This window comes from Brenneria corticis, assembly GCF_003115855.1.
Classification (GTDB): Bacteria; Pseudomonadota; Gammaproteobacteria; order Enterobacterales; family Enterobacteriaceae; genus Brenneria; species Brenneria corticis.
In genome coordinates, this window is the sequence record NZ_KZ819078.1 from 193,829 (window position 1) to 213,686 (window position 19,858).

A 19,858-nucleotide genomic window follows, 5' to 3' on the forward strand; every position below is an offset into this window, starting at 1 on the left:
TATTGTCGATAGAGTAAAATAAATGGAAAACAATAGGATGAGTTTTAGAATTATTGCTGCGCGATGGTTGCGTATTGATTTATCGACGATATTACTCTTTTTAATTTTCAAGCTGATACGGAAAGCGTAAACCTTTGCGCATCGCCATTAGATGTTAGACAAATAATTTCTATCCTTATTAATAACGGGTATTTCAGACTACCGTTTGATAAATATTAGGATGCGTTATGGTTCCCTATTTTATGGTGCATTTATGAGGTTTTTCGCCCGTTATAGCCTGGTTTTCATTCTCTCCATCACCTTTTCCGCGGCGGCTTATTCCGCGGAGGTTTTACGCATCGGCTATCAGAAATCCGCCGCCGCGTTGGTTTTGTTGAAAGGGGAAGGGGCGCTGGAAAACAGACTGCGCTCGCAGGGGGTGACGGTGAAGTGGACCGAGTTTCCCGGCGGCCCGCAGCTGCTTGAGGGGCTGAATGTCGGCGCCATCGATTTTGGTTACACCGGAGAGACGCCGCCGGTGTTTGCGCAGGCGGCGGGAGCGAATCTGGTTTATGTGGCCAACGACCCCGCCTCGCCCACGGCCGAGGCCATTCTTGTGCCCAAGGATTCGCCGCTGAAATCGGTGGCGGAGCTGAAAGGCAAAAAGGTCGCCCTGAATAAAGGTTCGAACGTGCATTATTTACTGGTGCGCGCCTTGGAGGACGCCGGGCTGAAATACAGCGATATTACCCCGGTTTACTTACCGCCCGCCGACGCCCGCGCCGCCTTTGAAAACGGCAGCGTCGACGCCTGGGTCATCTGGGACCCCTTCAGCGCCGCGGCGGAAAAACAGATCCAGGCTCGCGTTCTGCGCGACGGCCGCGGGATTGTCGACAATCACCAGTTCTATCTGGCGACCCGCGATTTCGCCGCCAAACACCCGCAGGTGATAACGGCGCTGATTGAGGAAATCCGGCTGATTGGCAGGAAAGCGACGCAGGATCCGCAGGCGGTTGCCCGTCAGATCGCGCCGCTGCTGGGCCTGCCGGAAGATATCACCCGCCTAGCCGTTGAGCGGCAGAACTATGATACGCGGGTTATCACCCCAGAAGTGATTGCCGGGCAGCAGCGCGTTGCCGACGCCTTTACGGAGTTGAAACTTATCCCGCACAAGCTGGATATCAAACAGGCGGTATGGGCGCAACCTCAGTGATCGCCCGCGATATTGACGAGTTATCAGGGAGTAAATCGACGATGAACGTATGGATTAAATCGGCAGCGACACGCCTGACCCCCTGGCTGATTCCGCTACTGCTGATCGCCGTCTGGCAAGGGGCGGTGACGGCCGGCTGGTTGTCCACCCGGATCTTGCCGGCGCCGGGCGCGGTGCTTAAAGCGGGCTGGACGCTGGCCTACAGCGGCGAGCTGTGGCAGCACCTGGCGATCAGCAGCTGGCGGGCGGCGGTGGGGTTCGGCATCGGCGGCGGCATCGGGTTATTGCTAGGCTTGATTACCGGACTGTCGCGCTTCGGCGCCTTACTGATCGACAGTACGGTGCAGATGGTGCGTAATGTCCCCCATCTGGCGCTGATCCCGCTGGTTATTCTCTGGTTCGGCATTGATGAATCCGCCAAGATTTTCCTGGTGGCGCTGGGCACCTTTTTCCCTATCTATCTGAACACCTATCACGGAGTGCGGCATGTGGATGCCGGGCTGGTGGAGATGGCGCGTAATTACGGGCTCTCCGGTTTCTCGCTGTTTCGTCAGGTGATCCTTCCCGGCGCGCTGCCGTCCATTCTGGTCGGCGTGCGCTTTGCGCTGGGATTGATGTGGCTGACGCTGATTGTGGCGGAAACCATTTCCGCCAGCTCCGGGATCGGCTATCTGGCGATGAATGCCCGCGAGTTTCTGCAAACCGACGTGGTGGTGATGGCGATTATTCTGTACGCCGTGCTCGGCAAACTGGCCGACGTCGCCGCCCGCCTGCTGGAGCGCAGCTGGCTGCGCTGGCATCCCTCGTATCAATCTGCCGGAGGTGCGGCATGAGCGCTCGTATTTACGCCGTTAATCAGGGCATTCCGCTGGTTACGCAACGGCTCGATAAACAGTTTAATCAGCGATCCGTATTGCATAACCTGGACCTGCAGATCCCCGCCGGACAGTTTATCGCGGTGGTCGGGCGCAGCGGCTGCGGCAAGAGCACGCTGCTGCGGCTGCTGGCCGGGCTGGAGAAACCCAGTTCGGGGCGGCTGCTGTCGGGCAATCAGCCGCTGCATCAATTGCAGCAGGATATCCGTCTGATGTTTCAGGATGCCAGACTGCTGCCGTGGAAAACGGTGATTGAAAATATCGGCCTCGGCCTGAAGGGCGACTGGAAGCCCAAGGCGCGGGAAGCGCTGGAGGCGGTGGGGCTGTCCGGTCGGGAAAACGACTGGCCGGCGGCGCTCTCCGGCGGGCAGAAACAGCGCGTGGCGTTGGCCAGGGCGCTGATTCATCGCCCGCGTCTGTTGCTGCTTGATGAACCGCTGGGGGCGCTGGATGCGCTGACGCGCATTGAAATGCAGCAGCTGATTGAAAGCCTGTGGCTGGAACAGGGGTTCACCGTGTTGCTGGTGACCCATGACGTCAGCGAAGCGGTCGGCATCGCCGATCGGGTGATCCTTATCGAACAGGGAAATATCGGTCTGGATTTGCAGATCGATCTGCCGCGGCCCCGTCAGCGCGGGCAGGCTCGCCTGGCGGCGCTGGAGCAGGAAATTCTGGAACATATCTTTAATCGCCATGAGGAGAAGCGCGCCGGGGACGAGGCGGATAGCGAACTCAAGTACCACGAGGGGCGGCAATGAGTCAGGATACGCTGGTATTAAGCCCGCAGGAGGCGCGTCTTTTACACTCCCAGGAGACGCCCCCGCGGGACGGCGCGGCCGGTTCGCGCAGAACCGAGCGCATATTGGCCGACATTCTGCAGGGAAAACCCGCCATTGACGTTGAGCGCGCCCGCTATTTCACCGAGTCGATGCGCGCCACCGAAGGGCAATTACTGATTCTGCGCTGGGCGAAGGCGATGTATCACATCGCGCAGAACATCACCGTGTATATCGACGACGAGCAGCTTATCGTCGGCCGCGCCGGTAAACCGGGGCGCTACGGCATTCTCTATCCCGAACTGGACGGGGATTTTCTCGACGCCGCCATCAGCCAGCTTCCCGCGCGGCGGGAGTCGCCGTTTATCATCGATAAGCGGGACAGCGCGGTGATCCGCGAGGAGATCACTCCCTACTGGCAGGGCAAAACCTACCATGAGCATTTATCCCAGGCGCTGCCGGAAGAGACGCTGCGCCTGACTTACGACCCCGCCGATCGCCAGACTTCGCGCTTTATCGTCAATGAAACCTCCTCTTTTCGCTCCTCCATTCAATGGGTGCATGATTATGAAAAGGTATTGAAGCGCGGTTTTAAAGGCATCCGGCAGGACGCCGAGCAGCGCCTGGCGCAGCTGGACCCGTTTAATCCGGTCGATAACGTGGAGAAGGCGCCGTTCTTACAGGCGATTATTATCGCCGCCGACGCCGTCGTGCTGTGGGCTCGGCGTCATGCGCGGCTTGCCGCAACGCTGGCGCAAAAAGAGAACAATCCGCGGCGGCGGCAGGAACTGCTGGAAATCGCCGAACGCTGTGAATGGGTGCCGGAGCATCCGGCGCGCGACTTCCGCGATGCGCTGCAGGCGCAGTGGTTTACCCAGCTTTTTTCCCGTCTGGAGCAGAAAACCGGCACCATTATTTCCAACGGCCGCATGGACCAGTATCTTTTCCCCTATTATCAGCGCGACGTTGAGCAGGGGATATTGAATGACGAACAGGCGCTGGAATGGCTCTCCTGCATGTGGGTTGCCATGGCGCAGTTTGTGGATTTATATATTTCGCCCACCGGCGGCGCCTTTAACGAAGGTTATGCCCACTGGGAGGCGGTGACCATCGGCGGGCAGACGCCGCAGGGCATGGATGCCACCAACCCTTTGTCGCACCTGTTTTTACGCTCCAAACGTGAATTCCCGCTGCATTATCCGGATCTGGCCGCCCGTATTCACAACCGCACGCCGGCGCGTTTCCTGCACGATATTGCGCAGACGATTAAAGAAGGCACCGGCTTTCCTAAATTAATCAATGACGAAGAGGTGGTTCCCTTATTGCTCTCCAAAGGGGCCGGGTTCGAGCAGGCCTATGACTATGCGGTTTCCGGCTGCGCCGAATGCCGGATGCCGAACCTTGATACCTATACCAGCCCCTGCGCCTATATCAATTTCCCGGCGGCGCTGGAAATGACGCTCTATAACGGACGGATGCAACGCTACGGCGCCGAACTGCTGGGGCTGGAAACCGGCGATCCGCTGGATTTTCCCACGTGGGAGGCGTTCTGGCAGGCCTATCTCCGCCAGCATATCAATTTCCTGCGTCACGCCTTTATTCAGCAAAAGATCATCATCGATTTACGCGCCAGACATTTTGCCTGGCCGCTGGGAACGGCGCTGCATGATTTAGCCATGGACGCCTGCAAGGATATTCACCAGCCGGTGATTGAGGGCGGGATTGATTTAGGCTACTTCGAATTTATGGGCTACGGCACGGTGATTGATTCGCTGGCGGCGATTAAAAAGCTGGTCTACGAAGAGCGGCGTATCTCCATGCGGCACTTGCTGGAGGCGCTGGAAAACAATTTCGAACATCATCAGGTGCTGCGCGCCCTGCTGATGAACGCGCCCAAATACGGCAACAACGATCCCTACGCCGACGATATCGGCAAGGCGCTGGATAAGGTCTGCCTGGAATTCACCCGGCAGTATTCGCAAACCCTGGGGGTGCATCTCGATCTGCGGCTGGTGCCGTTCACCTCCCACGTGCCGTTCGGCAAGGTGGTGCATGCCACGCCAAACGGTCGTAAAGCCTGGATGCCGCTGTCGGACGGCTCCTCGGCGTCTCAGGGATGCGACGCCAAAGGGCCGACGGCGGTGCTGCTGTCGAATTATCAGACCAAAAACTATCAGTTCCGCGAGCGGGCGGCGCGCCTGCTGAATATCAAATTCACTCCGTCCGTTGTCGCCGGGGAGACGGGCACGCGGAAATTGTGCGATTTGATCCGCGCCTGGTGCGACCTGAAATTGTGGCACGTGCAATTTAACGTGATCAACCGCGAAACCCTGCTGGCGGCCAAGGCCGATCCGGAACGCTACCGGGGGCTGATTGTGCGCATTGCCGGCTACAGCGCCTATTTCACCGATTTGTCGCCGGATTTACAGGACGATTTGATCGCCCGCACCGGTCATGAAATGTTCTAGGCGCATGCCGTCGCGGCTGCGTTATCCGCCGCCCGATTACGGTAAATAAATCTATGCCGCTTCCCGCTGAACTGCCGACCGGCTGGGTGTTTAATACCCAGCGCTACTCCCTGCATGACGGCGCGGGCATCCGCACCCTGGTGTTTCTCAAAGGCTGCCCGCTGCGCTGCGCGTGGTGCAGTAATCCCGAGTCCCAGCACGGCAGGCCGGAAATCGCCGTTGATGGGCGCAAGTGTCTGGGGCGCGCGACCTGCGGCCTGTGCGCGCATCAATGCCCGGCGGCGGCGCTGGCTTACACGCCCGCGGGGGAGGTGCGGATCGATCGCCGCCGCTGCTCGAACTGTCTGCAATGCGTCGCCCCTTGCCCGACGCGGGCTTTACACCACTTCGGCGAGCGGATGACGGTACGCCAGGTGCTGGATATCGTCGAGTCCGACGCGATTTTTTATCTGCGCTCCGGAGGCGGCTTAACCCTGAGCGGCGGCGAACCGCTGATGCAGGGGGACTTTTCGCTGGCGCTGTTGCGGGAAGCGAAGAAACACCACATCAATACGCTGCTGGAGACCTGCGGGGAAGGGAACTGGTCGGTATTGCGCGCGCTGGCCGCTTACACCGACGCCGTCTACTTTGACGTGAAAAGCCTGAACGACCAACGGCACCGCCGCTTTACGCGGCGCGGCAACCGGCGCATTCTGCACAATCTGCTGCGGCTGCGCCGGGAATTTCCCGACCTGCCCATCCATGTCCGCACTCCGCTGATTGCGGGATTTAACGCCGCGCGGGAGGATATCGACCAAATCGTCGATGTTGTGCTGTCGCTGCCGCGGGTCAGCTACGAAATCCTGCCTTACCACCGTTTAGGCAGCGACAAATACCGCCTGCTGGGCCGGGACTATTTTCCCGACGAGCAACGGCTTGAGAATAACGCCGCCGCCGATATTATCCGGCATGCCGCCATGCGCTGCGGCGCGCGCTATGGCGTGCCGGCCGAGTGAGCGGGGACGATTTGCGCCGGGAGGCTGCGCGGCCTTTAAAGATCGCGCGCTGGAGCGGCCAACAGTTTTCTGGCGGTATCTTCATCGGTGACCAGGCCGGTTATCCAGCCGCCGCGCAGCACCGCCTGAATGGCGCGGAACTTCTCCTCCCCGCCGGCAAAGGCGATAACCGGTTTTTCGGGGTATTGTCTGATGGTGACGCTGGTCAGGCGGTCGTCCATCGCGCTCGGCACCCGCTGGCCGTCGGCGCCGATAAAGTGTCCCACGATCTCCGCCGTCACCCCCGCCGCCGTCAGGCTCTCCACTTCTTCGGTGGTGATAAAACCGTCGTAATGCAGCGGACAGTGATAGTTCATCTGGCCGATGCCGATAAAGGTGACGTCCGCCTGCGCCGCTTTCTCGGTGACCATGCGATAGATGCGGTGATTGCACCACAGCTCTTTATCCGTCAGATTGTCGGCGAATAACGGCGCCGGCAAAATAAAATATTTGCCCTGGGTTTTCTCCGCCATCCACAGCGGGACGTCGTAACGGGTACAGGAACCGTCCGCGGCGATGGCGCCGATAAGCGATACGCAGCTGTGCTGGGGACGATCGATTTGCGGCAGCTCGTTGATGGTGGAGCGCAGCGCCCGTCCCGAACCCACGGCGATGACCTGCGGGGATTCCCGGTGGATAAACTGCGCCATCAGCTCGGCGCCGGCCACGGCGATCATCCGGTTAAGGCTGGCGCTGTCCATACCGGCGGAGGGCACCACCAGGCAGGTCGACAGGCGAAAATGGTGGGCCAACTGCTGGGACAATGCCGTGCAGTCGGCGACCGGATGGGTGATGTTGACCCTGACCAGGCCGTGCTCGGAGGCCAGCGCCACCAGCCGCTGGGCCGCCTGGCGGGAAACCCCCAATAGCTCGGCGATTTCATGCTGGGTTTTGCCCGCCACGTAATACATCCAGGCGGCGCGCGCGGCGTGATCCAACTTCCTATCGGTTTTACTCATAGATGGTACTCACTTTTAGCAGTGTCAAAACTATAACCCGCCGGCGACAGGCGGGTAAATCGCTCATTTCTAATGTGTGAGCTAAAGCTCATTCATTGAGCTATTATTCAACTATGCTTTTTTCCAGGCAATTACTCATTTTGTGAGCTTATGCTCATCACCCTGTTGCGAGGTAATAGATATTATGACCACCTTAGAGCACTTTACCTGGATGCATATCGGCGCCGGTTCGTTTCACCGCGCGCATCAGGCCTGGTACCTGCACCGCCTGTTGCTGCAGGGTGACCGACGCTGGTCGATAGCGCTGGGCAATATTCGTGACGACGCCAATCCGCTGCTGGAGACCCTGGCGCAACAAAATGGAGAATACGTCCTGGAAACCGTAACGCCGGCCGGGGAGCGCAGCTATGAAAAAATCACCTCTCTGCGCACCATTATCCCCTGGGACCCGCAGCTGTCGGCGCTGGTTGAACAGGGCGCCGACGCCGCGACGCGCGTCATCTCCTTTACCGTGACCGAGGGCGGCTATTACCTCGACACCCATTTCAGGCTGGATCAATCCAACGCCGACATCCAGGCCGATCTGCAGGGCGGCGTGCGCACCATTTACGGGGCCGTCGCGCATATTCTCCGTACCCGCCGGGCGCGGAACAGCGGCGGGGTCACGCTGCTGAGCTGCGACAATGTGCGCCACAACGGCGAACGTTTTCACGACGGGCTGAGCGAATTTCTGACCCTGCAGGGCGAGGGCGATTTACTGGCCTGGGTGAACGGCCATACCACCACGCCGAACACCATGGTCGACCGTATTACGCCGCGTCCCGCCGCCGATATCGCCGCCCGCGTCAAAGAAAAGCTGGGGGTGGACGACCGGGCGCCGGTGATGGGGGAATCCTTTATTCAGTGGGTGGTGGAGGATAACTTTATCGCCGGGCGTCCGGCGCTGGAAAACGTCGGCGTCGAGATGGTGGATTCGGTGGCGCCCTATGAAGAGGCGAAAATCCGCATCCTCAACGCCAGCCACAGCTGTATCGCCTGGGCTGGCACGCTGATCGGCCAGTCCTATATCCATGAAAGCACCGGCACCGACGCTATCCGCCGGATGGCCTATGACTACGTAACCGAGGATGTGATCCCGTCGCTGACTCCCAGTCCGCTGGATCTCGGCCAATACCGCGACGTGGTGCTGGAAAGATTCGGCAATCCCTATATCCGCGACACCAATCAGCGGGTGGCGGCCGACGGATTTTCCAAAATTCCGGGATTTATCACCCCGACGCTCATCGAGTGCTACGCCCGCGGCCGGCAGCCCAGGGCCACCGCGGCGCTGCCGGCGCTGTTTTTTATCTTTATGCGCCGCTGGCATGAGGGAACGCTGCCGTACGACTATCAGGACGGCATTCTGGATGAGGCGGCCACCCACGCCATGTTCGCTTCGGCCGACCCCCTCGCCGGCTACGCCCGCGATGAGAAGCTGTTCGGGCCGCTGGCCGCCAAAGAGGAGTTCGAACAGTTGCTGCGCGAGACCGTTGCCCGGCTTGATGCCTGGGCGCGGGCCAATGCGCCGCTGGCCGTCAGCCATTAATTTCACCCTACCTTAAACCCAGAGGGAGCGATTATGTATCTCGGTCTTGATTTAGGCACCTCGGAGATAAAAATCGTCATTATCGACGACGCGGGGACGCTGGTCGCCGGCGAAGGCGAAGCGCTGACCGTACAGCGGCCGCACCCGCAGTGGTCGGAACAGGACCCGGCCCAGTGGTGGGTGGCCGCCAACCGGGCCATCGGCCGGTTACGCGCCCGCCATGCGGATATCTGGCCGGGCATTCGCAGCATCGGCCTGTCCGGGCAGATGCACGGCGCGGTGCTGCTTGACGCCGCCGATCGGGTTCTCCGGCCGGCCATTTTGTGGAATGACACCCGCTGCGCCCCGGAGTGCGACGAACTGACCGCGCGGGCGCCGGAACTGCATCGCATCGCCGGTAATCTGGCGATGCCCGGTTTTACCGCCCCCAAGCTGCTGTGGGTGGCTAAACACGAACCGCAACTATTCGCCCGCATCAACACCGTGCTGTTGCCGAAGGATTATCTGCGTCTGATGATGAGCGGCGAGAAAGTCTCCGACATGTCCGATGCGGCGGGAACCCTGTGGCTGGACGTCGCCAAACGGGACTGGTCGGACGCGCTGCTGCAAGCCTGCGGTTTGACGCGTGACCATATGCCCGCGCTGGTGGAGGGCTCCGCGCCTTCCGCCCGCCTGAAGGCGGATGTGGCCCGCGAATGGGGGCTGGCGGAAACGGTCATCATCGCCGGCGGCGGCGGGGATAACGCCGCCAGCGCCGTGGGGATCGGGGCGGTGAACAGCGGCGATGCGTTTATCTCCCTGGGCACCTCCGGGGTGATTTTTGTGGTCAACGAAAGTTTTCGCCCCAATCCGCAGTCGGCGGTGCATGCGTTCTGCCATGCCCTGCCGCAGCGCTGGCACCAGATGAGCGTCATGCTTACTGCCGCCAGCGCGCTGCGCTGGCTGTGCCGCATTTTGCGTACCGATGAGCCCACCCTGCTGGCGGAAGTGGCCGAGCTGAGCCGGGACGAGCAGCTGCGGGCGCCGATCTTCCTGCCCTATCTTTCCGGCGAACGCACGCCCCATAACGACCCTATCGCCAGCGGATCCTTCCACGGCATGACGCACTCCACCGAGCGCGCCGCGCTGGCCTATGCGGTACTGGAGGGCGTCGCTTTCGGACTGGTCGACGGTCTGGAAGTGATGAAGCAGGCCGGCAGCCGCATCGAACAGTTTTCGCTGATCGGCGGCGGCGCGCGCAGCCCCTGGTGGGCGCAGCTGATTGCCGACGTGATGGATATCCCGGTGGTGACGCACCGGGACGGCGCGGCCGGCGGCGCATTGGGCGCCGCGCGCCTCGGCTGGCTGGCGGCTGGCGGCGATGAGGCGCAGGTGTGCGCCAAACCGGCGAACGATAGCCGTTTTACCGCCGGCGGCGAGCGGGCCGAACAGCTGCGCGGCCGTTTAGCCCGTTACCGGCTGTTTTACCGTCAGCAGGTGGAGGCCAGGACAAGGGTTCAATAGCCCCTGAGGCTTCCCGACCGGCAGCAAATACCATAAGAAGTAGACGGCTTCGCCCTACCTGACGTCTACCCCATCGCAAAAAGAGAAGGAAAGAGACAGATGAAAAAAGTATTAGCGGGTCTTCTTCTGGCCGCAGCAGCAGTAACGGTTTCCGCCCACGCCGAAGATAAAATCAAAGTGGGTTTTGCCAACCGCACCCTTAACGGCGCCTTTTTCAACGGGCTGACCGAATATATGAAGATCCATGCCAAAGAGCGCGGCTACGATCTGATTACCACCGATGCGCGCGGGGATCTGACCAAGCAGATTTCGGACGTTGAAGATATGATCTCCCAGGGGATTAATTATCTGGTGCTGAATCCGCAGGATCCCGAAGCGGGCCTGCGCATTACCCAAATCGCCAAACGCGCGGGCATTCCCACCGTTATTCTCGATAGCGATATTTCCCTGGATGCGCCGGTGATTACCCGCGTGCAGGCCAACAACGCCAGAAACAATATCGCCATCGGCGAATATGCGGTGGAGCAATTCGGCAACAAACCGATGAACTGCGTGCTGATCAGCGGCAACCAGGGGAATCTGGTGGGCGAAGCCCGGCGCTCCAACTTTATCCGCGGGGTGATGGAAGCCCAGTTGCGCAAATATAACCAGACCAACCTGACCATCGTCAGCCAGGGCTGGGGCAACTGGGATCAGCAGGGCGGCCTGAAAGCCATGGAGGATATCGTCGTCGCCCACGGCAGCAAGATTAACTGCGTCTACAGCGAAATGGATGATATGGCGCTGGGGGCGATACTGTCGTTAAAAGGCGCCAATAAGCTGCAGGAGGTAAAAGTCTACGCCCACGACGGCTATAAAAGAGGGCTGGAAGCGGTGGAGCGCGGCGACCTGCAGGCGACGGCCGCCAATAACCCCAATACCCTGACGGCCACCGTGCTGGATATTATCGCTAAATACCAGGCGGGCAATAAGGATTTCCCGGATTACGTCTATACCCCCACCGTACTGATCACCAAAGATAACGTGAAGAAAGTCTACGATCCTGAATCGCTTTTCTAAGTCGCTTCCCCCCTGGCGAACCAGGGGGGCTGAAAATGAGGTATTTCATGGACCAGTATGCGGTGGTTATCGAGCAGGTTAAAAAAAGTTTTGGCGGCGTCCATGCGCTGAAAAACATTGATTTGAAAGTGAAGAAGGGCAGTATCCACGCCATTGTGGGAGAAAACGGCGCCGGTAAATCCACCCTGATGAAGATTCTGTCCGGCATCTATGTCAAGGACGGCGGAACCATCCATATCAATGGCGAAGAGGTCCACTTCACGTCGCCGAAGCAGAGCCGGGAAAACCATATCGGCATTATCTACCAGGAGCTGGCGCTGGCCCCGGACCTCACCGTGGCGGAGAATATTTTCTTGGGCGATCTCGGCTTCGGCGGCCGGTTGGTCAACTGGAAAAAAATGAATCAGAAGGCCGCCCGGGTATTATCCAACCTGGGCTTTCATATTCCTCCCACGGCTCGGCTCGGCTCCCTGAGCGTCGCCTATCAGCAAATGGTGGAAATCGCCAAGTCGCTGGCCAGGGACGTAAAAATTTTGATTCTGGACGAACCCTCTGCGGTTCTGTCGCGCCGTGAGATCGATATCCTGTTCGGCCAGTTGAAGCTGTTGCAAGGCCAGGGGGTGACCATTCTGTATATCTCCCACCGTCTGGAGGAGATATTCGCCATCGCCGACGCGATTACGGTGATCAAGGACGGCGAAACGGTGACCGACCTGGACCCCGCCACCTGCACCGAAGATGACATTATTTCCAGCATGGTGGGGCGTAAATTCGAAAACCTTTATCCGCCGAAAAACGTTCCCCGGCAAGAAACCGTGCTTGAGGTCTACGGCATGTCCACCAAGTCGCTGCTGAAAGATATCAATCTCAGCGCCAGAAAAGGCGAAATCGTCGGCCTGGCGGGGCTGGTGGGCTCCGGGCGCACGGAAATTTCCCGCTGTCTGTTCGGCCTGGACCGTATGACCGCCGGGCGGATTGTGAAAAACGGCAGGGAGATCGCCGTGCGCCATCCCGCCGACGCCATGCGCCAGGGTATCGGCCTGGTGCCGGAGAGTCGTAAAGAGCAGGGCGCCATTCTATCCCGGCCCATCCGGGAGAATATGACGTTATCGAATTTAAAACGCGTTTGTTACCGCTTCGGCATTTTAAATTACCGCCGCGAGCGGGAGGTGAGCGAACAGTCGCGTCAGCGGCTGTCGATTAAATTGGGTTCGGTGGAAGATCCTATCTCCAGCCTCAGCGGCGGAAATCAGCAAAAGGTGGTGATCGCCAAATGGCTGGCCACCGAATGCGATCTGCTGATCCTCGACGAACCTACCCGCGGCGTGGATGTCGGCGCCAAGGTGGAAATTTATAACGTGATTCATGAATTAGCCGAAAAGGGCTACGCCATTATTGTGATTTCTTCGGAAATGATCGAGGTCATCTCCCTGGCTCATCGGGTGTACGTGATGAGCGAAGGAACCATCACCGCCGAACTGCACGGCGAGCAGATCACCGAAGAGAACATTATGCGCTTCGCCATACCCAAACGTGCTTTAGCGTAGCTGAGGAAAGATTATGGAAACGGTAAAAGACTCTACCAAAAACACCGGTTTCGCGTTGCGGAGCAAGACGCTGCATTTTTTTGCCAACAACTCGACGCTGCTGGTGTTTTTCGTCATGTTGATCGTGGCCAATTTTTTATCCGACCGTTTTTACACGCCGGAGAATATTACCAATGTCTTAAGGCAGAGCGTGCCGCTCGGGCTGGCGGCCATCGGCATGCTGTTCGTGATCCTGACCGGCGGCATCGACCTCTCCGTGGGGTCGATTATGGCGCTGGTCTCGGTGGCGGTGGCGCTGCTGATCCCGGAAATCGGGGTGATGCCGGCGATTATCGCCGGCGCCGGCATCGCCACGCTGGTGGGGGCCGCCGCCGGGAGCCTGGTGACGTTTTTCAATATCGCCCCGTTTATCGCCACGCTGGCCATGATGACCATCGCCCGCGGCGTGGCGCTGATCGCCGCCAAGGGGCAGCCGGTTTTTATTGATGATGTGTCCTATGTGAATTTCGGCACCGGCTACCTGTTGGGATTGCCGCTGCCGGTCTATGTGTTTATCGCCTTTGCGCTGCTGGCGCACTTTGTGTATCGCTACACGGTGTTTGGCCGTCTGGTGGTGTCCATCGGCTCCAATGAAACCGCCACCCGCTTTGCCGGCGTCAGGGTGGATTGGTTCAAATTCGCCGTCTATGCCCTGAGCGGACTGGCGTGCGGCCTGGCCGGCGTGCTGGCCTCCACCCGCACCGGCGTGGGGTCGCCGGTGATGTCCATCGGTTTTGAGCTGGACGTGATCGCCGCGGTGGTGGTGGGTGGCGCCAGCCTGGCGGGAGGACGCGGCACGGTGGTTAATACCATTATTGGCGTGCTGATCCTGAGCATTATTTCCAACCTGATGAATTTAATGAATATTTCCGGCTATAACCAGCAGGTGGTAAAAGGGGTGATCATTATCGTCGCCGTGATGCTGGAGAGCGTTAAATCCCGGGCGCGGGCATAAGCGCGGGGCAGGCCGCGGCGCGTGCAGGCATAGCACGCGCCGGACTGCGGCGCTGGAAACCGCAATACACCACCGGATCAAAATAGAATTCAACGATCAAAACTACCTATTTAATTTACAAAACCTATTAAAATAATGTTTTTGATCGTTTTTGTCGATCATAAACGTAAACTTCCTTCGCCGTCAGCCGATAAGTAACAGGCGTTAGAAATATTTTCAGTCATAACGCGCACGTGCTCACCCGAAGTGCGAGGTCTCTGGTGGCAAGATTTCATAACCGCTCGTTCGACGCGGTTTCACAAGATTGGCAAACATCATTTTCCACGCACCTCAAGCGCTGCGGCAACCTCCCGTAACACGCCGGGATGTGACTGATGTTAAACGGATGCAATCAATACGCGCGGCATTAACGCAAAGGTTTGCATCGGGCAAGCCTTATCCTTATCCACACGAGGGAAGTGAGAAAGTGAAGAACTATAGAATCGGTATTCGGCTGGCGGTGGGATTTGGCGTGCTTATCGTCTTTTCCCTGGTGATGCTGGCTTGCGGTATCTATCAGCTGCAACAGATTGATCAACGCACCCGGCAGATGATGCAAGAGCCGTTGCAGAAGGAGCGGCTGGTGACGGACTGGTATGGCGTTATCAGCGCCAGCGTACAGCGCACCACCGCCATTGCCCGCAGCAGCGACGATGCGTTATCCGAACTGTTCGCGGCGGAAAACGCCATTGCCAGCAAGGGGTCCAGCGAACGGCAGGCCGAATTTGCCGGGCGGCTCGCCGGGCCGCAGGAAAAAGCGTTATTCGATAAGCTGAACGAGGTTCGTCAGAGCTATATCAAGGCGCGCGATCTTATCATCACGGTGAAGTCGAGCGGCCAGCTTGAACAGGCTTTAGCGATTTTCGAGCAGGATTTCCGGCCGGCGGCGCGTAACTATATGGATACGCTGCAGGCCCTGCGCGACTTTCAGCGCGCCAGCATCGACCAACTGGGGCAGGATATTTCCCGAGGAGCCGGCAACGGCTATCTCTTTCTGGGTATTATCGGCCTGCTGATCGCGATTGCCGGTTCGCTGCTGGCCTGGGTGCTCACCCGCAGCATCGTGCGGCCGCTGGAACACGCGGTGCGGATCACCAATGCGGTGGCCGACGGCGATCTCACCCAGGATGTGCGTCCGGAAGGCCGGGATGAGACCGCGCTGCTGCTTCATGCCCTGCGCAATATGACCGTCCGGCTGCGCACCATCGTCGGCGAGGTGCGCCAGGGGGCGGAATCCATCGCCGGGGCGTCTTCGCAAATCTCCGCGGGCAACCTCGACCTTTCCAGCCGTACCGAAGAGCAGTCCAGCGCGCTGCAGGAGACGGCGGCCGCCATCGAGCAGTTGGCGTCCACCGTGCGCCAGAACGCCGACAACGCCAAACAGGCCAACCAGATGGCGCAGTCCACCGCCGGACAGGCCCAGTCGGGCGGGCAGTTGGTGAACGAAGTGGTGCAGACCATGGGGGCGATCAACACCTCATCCAAGAAGATTGTGGACATTATCGGGGTGATCGACAGCATCGCTTTCCAGACCAATATCCTGGCGCTCAACGCGGCGGTGGAAGCCGCCCGCGCCGGCGAGCAGGGGAGGGGCTTCGCCGTGGTGGCCAGCGAAGTGCGCAGCCTGGCCCAGCGCAGCGCGTCGGCGGCCAAGGAAATCAAGGAACTGATCGACCATTCGGTGCAGACCGTGGAAACGGGCAACCGGCTGGTGGAACAGGCCGGATCGTCGATACTGGAGATTGTCGGCGGCGTGCGCAAAGTCAGCGATTTGGTGAGTGAAATCAGCGCCGCCAGTCAGGAACAATCACTGGGGATTGACCAGGTGAATGTGGCGGTGACCCAGATGGAGCAGACCACGCTGCAAAATGCGGCGCTGGTGAACGAGGCGTCGGCGGCCACCCAGTCGCTGCAGCAGCAGGCCGAGCAACTGGAGCAGGGGGTCAGCGTATTTCGGCTGACGGGCGAACAGCAGGGGGCGTCTGCGGCCGGCAAGCCAGCCTCCGCCGCTACGGCGTCTGTCGCTCTGGAGCATAAAGCGGCGGCCGGCGGCAAATCAGCGGCCTCAGCCGAAGGGAACTGGACCAGGTTTTAATAAAAATCACCGTCGGCGCCTTGCCGACGGTGATAATCAAGCGTGATAACTTCCGCGGCATCTTACCGCCTCCGGCCGTTTTCAGCGCCACGGGGCCTCATCGTTGCCTCCCTGACTTCAGCGCGTAAATTGGCGCTCCGGGCAAAATATGTTATTGATATCCGTAGCCGCATTATCATCAACGGATACCGATATGTCTCAACCGGTTATATCTCTCTCCGCCGCGCGTAACCTGCACCTCGCCGCACAACGTCTGCAGCATCCCTTAAAGCGTAAACCCGTGCGGGACGATCTCCTCGCCGCCATCAGAAATATGGCATTGCTGCAAATCGACACCATCAGCGTCGTGGCGCGCAGCCCTTATCTGGTGCTCTTTAGCCGCCTCGGACATTATCCGACGCCATGGCTGGAAGAGATGCTGGCCGAAGGCAAACTGTTTGAGTACTGGGCGCATGAAGCCTGTTTTATTCCCATCGAAGACTACCCGTTATTGCGCCACCGTATGCTGCGGCCTGAAAAAATGGGGTGGAAATATTCACAGGAATGGCTTGAAACCCATCGGCAGGACATCACCGCGCTTCTGAGCCATATCGCTGAAAACGGACCGGTGCGCTCGGCCGATTTCAGTACGGATAGACCCACGTCCAGCGGCTGGTGGGACTGGAAACCGCATAAAAGACACCTTGAAACGCTGTTTACCGCCGGAAAGTTGATGGTGGCGGAACGGCGCAATTTTCATCGCGTTTATGATCTTGCCGAACGCGTATTGCCCGGCTGGGACGACGCCACGCAGGCCTTGCCCCAGGACCAAGCCGAAATCGAGATGTTGCGCCGTTCCGCCGAGTGCCTCGGTCTTTTCAAAGCCGAATGGTTGGCCGATTACTACCGGTTAAAGCGTATTAAAACCGGCGAGGTTATTTCCCGCTTGCTCAACAGCGGGGAGATTACGGCGGTGAACGTCGACGGGCTGGAAGGGCAATATTATGTCCACCGCTCACAGTACGAATTGCTGCATCAGGCGCTACAGGGGCGGATAAGCGCCACGCTAACCACGCTGCTTTCACCTTTTGACCCGGTGGTATGGGACAGAAAACGCGCGCTGACGCTGTTTGGTTTTGACTATCGACTGGAGTGCTATACGCCGCAAGCCCTGCGGCGGTACGGTTATTTTACCCTGCCGATATTAAACCGCGGTGAGCTGATAGGGCGGGTTGATGCCAAAATCCATCGCCAAGAGAAGGCGTTTGAAATTAAAACGCTGCATCTGGAAGAGGGAGTAAAACTCACCGCGCGGCGCATTAAGGATCTCACCGGGGCATTCAGCCGCTGTGCGCGATGGCACGGCGCGGAAAAAGTCGTCATAAGGCATATTCCCGCCGGGCTGTACCCAAGCTGGGGCAACGGCTGGTCGCTTCTGGATCGGCTTGTTTGAAATAATGGTTTTCTTTAGTTTTAATATAAAAATGCTTTTCTTCTATTAGAAGATTAATATCCTTAGCCATTCGCGGTATGAATTGCTCCCAATACAGATTTGTGACGGGAGTCAAAAAAACTGATCTCGGACGTCCCGGCTCTGAATTTTTTGCAATGGCAAAAATATAACAAAATAGCATCATATATTGCTGATTTACTCTTTATTATCGCATCACCCAAGACGGAGTGTATTTTAAAAAATACATAATAAACAATGGCTTGTTATAATTTCCTGCCCGTTGCATAAAGGGTGAAAGCAACAGTAGCACCATATTATACGACTATTATAAGGCCTCCGATTTTGAATAGAGCCGAATTGGGGTCAAGAAACGCTATCGGATAAGGGTAAAACCCGTCTGGATCTACAGAATCAACTCTGGTAAAGTTAATATACTTATAAATATAATAATTGAGGGCTGGCATTGTACATATATATAATTAGTTTTCTAGTGGCCATGTCGTATGTTTTTTTTCTGATATACAGAAAAAATAAACAGAAGAGAGAAAGAAATAAGGTAGTTGAGCCTTTGGTGTTATTTTTTGAAGCAAGGCGTAGGGAGCTTGAGGCGGGAACGCTTAATTTGACCGCCAAAGTTCCATTCAGCGTTATTAAAAACGTTATCAAATGTTTGGATCAGAGTGAAAAGGAGGAATTCCGCGCGCATTTAAAATCATACAGGGAGATTAAAGAACGATTGATTAATACTAAATATTACGAAAACGAAAAACCTTTACTGCTTAGGCGGGCAAAAAATCATGTTAAAGATATATTAGAGGCTATACATATTCAGCCCTGATATACGTTTGTCACTATCCCGCGGCCGAGATCGATTGTCTGGGCATAGTTGTCCAGATCCAGATGAAATTTTCCGTAGCTATAATTGGGCTGGCTTCGACGTACCCTATCTGCAACTTAAAGCGCAACCTAACCCATGACCGCAAATGTCTTAATGGGACTGAACAGTTGTTGATTTTTATTTTTTAACCGACAACGACCTTGATATCAAGTGTGATGGATGTCGTAGACGTACAATGGGCTAACTGTTTGAATAGTGGCGGAGAGAGAGGGATTTGAACCCTCGGAGGGATTGCTCCCTCAACGGTTTTCGAGACCGTCCCGTTCAGCCGCTCCGGCATCTCTCCATTTAAGCGGTTGCTATAATGCCCGCTTTTGCGGCATTTTAACAGCACTAGCTCTTGTCTTTAAACTCAAGTGATGATTTAGCGAGCAACAGCATGATTAAGTGGCCGTGGAAAACAAATGAACTTCAGGCGGAACCGCTCGACCTCTGGTTGCCTGCAATCTCTATCCCGCTACTGGCGCCTTTGAACGATGAGGAGCGGCAGCGGCTGATTAATATTGCCGGCCAGCTGCTGAGGCAAAAACGCCTTATTCCCTTACAGGAACTGGCGTTCACGGAAATCATGCAGCAGCGCATCGCACTATTATTTGCTTTGCCGGTGCTGGAACTGGGCCTTGATTGCCTGAACGGCTTCCACGAAGTGCTGATTTACCCCGGTCCCTTTATTGTCGATGACGAATGGCAAGACGATATCGGCCTGGTGCATACCGGCCAGATTGTCCAGTCGGGGCAGAGCTGGGATCAAGGGCCGATTGTCCTGAACTGGCAGGAAATACAGGATTCATTCGACCTGTCCGGGTTTAATCTGGTTATTCATGAAGTGGCGCACAAGCTGGATATACGCAGCGGCGGTATCGCCACCGGCGTTCCACCTATCGCGCTGCGCGATATCGCCCAATGGGAACAGCATTTACATGCCGCGATGGAAGCGTTGCAGGAAGAAATTGATTTGGTGGGCGAAGCCGCGGCCAGCATGGATCCCTATGCCGCCCAAGACCCCGCCGAATGCTTTGCGGTGCTTTCCGAATATTTCTTCAGCGCACCGGAATTACTGGCTGAACGATTCCCGGCGTTATACCAATGTTTTGCCGGTTTCTACCGTCAGGATCCGCTGAGCCGCCTCAAAGCATGGCAAAACAGCACCAACTACCAGGCGCCCGTGATTTATTAACCGGCGATAAATAAAGAATTGTACAGGGTCTAAACAGTCGGACGACAACGCCGATTTTGCCGTTGACAGCACCGCAGACGCCGGATATGATGCGCCCCGTTCACACGATTCCCCCGTAGTTCAGTCGGTAGAACGGCGGACTGTTAATCCGTATGTCACTGGTTCGAGTCCAGTCGGGGGAGCCAATTTAAAGAAGCAGACGTCTAGCGGCGTCTGCTTTTTGCA

15 protein-coding genes and 2 tRNA genes are annotated in these 19,858 nt (G+C 57.7%); 15 read left to right on the forward strand and 2 right to left on the reverse strand.

Features of this window, described 5'->3' with window-relative positions; all coding sequences use genetic code 11:
- The first annotated feature begins 253 nt into the window (after positions 1-253).
- The 5 genes from DDT56_RS11230 to DDT56_RS11250 are packed head-to-tail and all read left to right on the forward strand — an operon-like array spanning position 254 to position 6,306.
- Positions 254-1,192 carry a sulfonate ABC transporter substrate-binding protein gene (locus DDT56_RS11230; RefSeq protein WP_136166533.1) on the forward strand — a complete coding sequence of 313 codons (939 nt, stop codon included), beginning with the start codon at positions 254-256 and terminating at the stop codon, positions 1,190-1,192.
- Positions 1,193-1,233: 41 nt separating this feature from the next.
- A complete protein-coding gene (ssuC, locus tag DDT56_RS11235; RefSeq protein ID WP_136166573.1) occupies positions 1,234-2,025 on the forward strand; it encodes an aliphatic sulfonate ABC transporter permease SsuC in 792 nt (263 codons plus the stop codon).
- Entirely contained in the window at positions 2,022-2,825 is an 804-nt protein-coding gene (gene ssuB, locus DDT56_RS11240; RefSeq protein ID WP_136166534.1) for an aliphatic sulfonates ABC transporter ATP-binding protein, read from the forward strand. Before ssuC ends, ssuB begins: the two co-directional genes overlap by 4 nt.
- Entirely contained in the window at positions 2,822-5,311 is a 2,490-nt protein-coding gene (gene hpsG, locus DDT56_RS11245; RefSeq protein ID WP_136166535.1) for a (2S)-3-sulfopropanediol dehydratase, read from the forward strand. Before ssuB ends, hpsG begins: the two co-directional genes overlap by 4 nt.
- A 53-nt stretch (positions 5,312-5,364) precedes the next feature.
- A complete protein-coding gene (locus DDT56_RS11250; RefSeq protein WP_136166536.1) occupies positions 5,365-6,306 on the forward strand; it encodes a glycyl-radical enzyme activating protein in 942 nt (313 codons plus the stop codon).
- 35 nt (positions 6,307-6,341) lie between these two features.
- On the opposite strand, the gene DDT56_RS11255 is transcribed toward DDT56_RS11250, so the two are convergent.
- Complete coding sequence (locus DDT56_RS11255; protein ID WP_136166537.1) at positions 6,342-7,304, reverse strand: sugar-binding transcriptional regulator; 963 nt, start codon at positions 7,302-7,304, stop codon at positions 6,342-6,344.
- Positions 7,305-7,488: 184 nt separating this feature from the next.
- On the opposite strand from DDT56_RS11255, the gene dalD reads away from it, so the two are divergent.
- The 8 genes from dalD to DDT56_RS11295 all read left to right on the forward strand — a co-directional run bounded on the left by dalD (position 7,489) and on the right by DDT56_RS11295 (position 18,396).
- On the forward strand, positions 7,489-8,889 hold the full coding sequence (gene dalD, locus DDT56_RS11260) for a D-arabinitol 4-dehydrogenase (protein WP_136166538.1): 1,401 nt from the start codon (positions 7,489-7,491) through the stop codon (positions 8,887-8,889).
- Between the two features lie 33 nt (positions 8,890-8,922).
- The gene (gene xylB, locus DDT56_RS11265) at positions 8,923-10,392 is read left to right on the forward strand and encodes a xylulokinase (protein WP_136166539.1); all 1,470 of its coding nucleotides are present in this window, start codon (positions 8,923-8,925) and stop codon (positions 10,390-10,392) included.
- Positions 10,393-10,491: 99 nt separating this feature from the next.
- Entirely contained in the window at positions 10,492-11,451 is a 960-nt protein-coding gene (locus tag DDT56_RS11270) for a substrate-binding domain-containing protein (RefSeq protein WP_136166540.1), read from the forward strand.
- Between the two features lie 47 nt (positions 11,452-11,498).
- Positions 11,499-12,998, forward strand: a complete 1,500-nt coding sequence (locus DDT56_RS11275) for a sugar ABC transporter ATP-binding protein (protein WP_136166575.1) — start codon at positions 11,499-11,501, stop codon at positions 12,996-12,998.
- A 13-nt stretch (positions 12,999-13,011) separates the two neighbouring features.
- Complete coding sequence (locus DDT56_RS11280; RefSeq protein ID WP_210417010.1) at positions 13,012-13,992, forward strand: ABC transporter permease; 981 nt, start codon at positions 13,012-13,014, stop codon at positions 13,990-13,992.
- A gap of 466 nt (positions 13,993-14,458) precedes the next feature.
- A complete protein-coding gene (locus tag DDT56_RS11285; protein ID WP_136166541.1) occupies positions 14,459-16,126 on the forward strand; it encodes a methyl-accepting chemotaxis protein in 1,668 nt (555 codons plus the stop codon).
- Positions 16,127-16,319: 193 nt separating this feature from the next.
- Positions 16,320-17,558, forward strand: coding sequence for a winged helix-turn-helix domain-containing protein (locus DDT56_RS11290; protein WP_136166542.1), 1,239 nt, complete (start codon positions 16,320-16,322; stop codon positions 17,556-17,558).
- 571 nt (positions 17,559-18,129) lie between these two features.
- Positions 18,130-18,396 carry a hypothetical protein gene (locus DDT56_RS11295; protein ID WP_136166543.1) on the forward strand — a complete coding sequence of 89 codons (267 nt, stop codon included), beginning with the start codon at positions 18,130-18,132 and terminating at the stop codon, positions 18,394-18,396.
- Positions 18,397-18,652: 256 nt separating this feature from the next.
- Here the strand turns inward: DDT56_RS11295 and DDT56_RS11300 are convergent.
- A tRNA-Ser gene (locus tag DDT56_RS11300) sits at positions 18,653-18,742 on the reverse strand.
- 93 nt (positions 18,743-18,835) lie between these two features.
- Between DDT56_RS11300 and mtfA the strand changes: the two genes are divergently transcribed.
- Together mtfA and DDT56_RS11310 are read left to right on the forward strand one after the other, a co-directional pair.
- Positions 18,836-19,633 (forward strand): DgsA anti-repressor MtfA, encoded by a 798-nt coding sequence (gene mtfA / locus DDT56_RS11305; RefSeq protein WP_136166544.1) that lies wholly within the window; start codon positions 18,836-18,838, stop codon positions 19,631-19,633.
- Between the two features lie 109 nt (positions 19,634-19,742).
- A tRNA-Asn gene (locus DDT56_RS11310) sits at positions 19,743-19,818 on the forward strand.
- Positions 19,819-19,858 lie beyond the last annotated feature (40 nt).